The organism is Acidovorax sp. LjRoot204, from assembly GCF_056175785.1.
In genome coordinates this window covers 1-1,065 of the sequence record NZ_JBGFFF010000376.1, presented here as the reverse complement: position 1 = coordinate 1,065, position 1,065 = coordinate 1, and the positions used below count along the sequence as shown (strand labels likewise).

2 protein-coding genes are annotated in these 1,065 nt (G+C 64.5%); both read right to left on the bottom strand.

From position 1 onward, the window contains the following. Positions 1-181: hypothetical protein (locus AC04MI_RS25520; RefSeq protein ID WP_476499086.1), on the bottom strand; the 181-nt coding region annotated here is incomplete at its 3' end. A 251-nt stretch (positions 182-432) separates the two neighbouring features. Next, positions 433-960: a surface-adhesin E family protein gene (locus AC04MI_RS25515; protein ID WP_476499085.1), complete on the bottom strand. Its 528-nt coding sequence runs from the start codon at positions 958-960 to the stop codon at positions 433-435. Between the last annotated feature and the right edge of the window lie 105 nt (positions 961-1,065).

The following is a 1,065-nucleotide window of genomic DNA, read 5'->3' as shown; positions in this document are numbered from 1 at the left end:
CATACTCGCCGATCAGGTGCCAATACTTGCTATCAAACTCTCTGATCTGCTCTACGGAGAAAGCCTCGAATCGGCGGTGGATCGCTCTGATAGAGATGCCTTTGGACTCGGCGAAGTCGTCGGCCACGTGCCGAGCCATGCGGATGGCGTCATACCACGCCGCCTGCTCGTAAGAGCCCATACTCTTCTCGTGCGGATCAGTCCTACGGCGATACCGTCCTGCCATCGGAACGCTTCCTCTGTTTGCCGTTGGCAGAACTCTACCCCGATCCGACACCGCGGGTCGTCCACGACGATGCACAGCCGGCCGTGGCGGCCGCCGCGAACAGCGGGTTCCTACATAACCCCAGGTGAGCGGTTCGCTGTGTAGCGCTTGTGGGCGAAAGCAGGCGCCAGCCTGGACCCGCCCCACCTGTCACCTGGTGCCGGCGATCACTGCACTCCGGCACACATCCAGTCCATGACCTCTTCGGCATTGGACCCGGGCACAACGGGCTGGAATGGCGCGGCCGGATCATTCTCAGAGAGCAGAACGCTGCCGTCTGCGCGATACGCAACCCAGGTGYGAACCGCACTGGTTCGTGCCTTGCAGGTGAACGACAGGTGCTGGCGATAGTACGCCGCCTCGCCCTTGCGACCCGGGATCTGCACCCACACGCTGCTGACAGGACCGTTGGGCTGCACTGTGCGCAGATCCGCCAACCATGGGCCATCCAGGCCCTCGAACAGATCGAGCCATCGCGTGCCGGGTTCATTTTTGTAGCGCTTGTAGTACGAGATGGCGTCCCAGACGGTGACCCTGGCCTCATCCCTGTGCGCCCGATGCTCTGTGGCCATGGCTGCGACCGCATCCTCGACTGCCAGGCGTGCGGCCTCGGAGATCTCCTGCTGCTCTTCAGCGGTGCGCACGGGCGCATTCTGCGCGGCCGCCGCCGGCGCGATCAGCGCGGCCAGCACCATCACCCACCCTGCCTTGCTCATCCCTTCCCTGCCTGCGGCCTCGGCGCTGGCGGGGTGCCGGCGCTGTCCACCGGCGTTATACAACAGGGGCGATCAGCGTTGCAC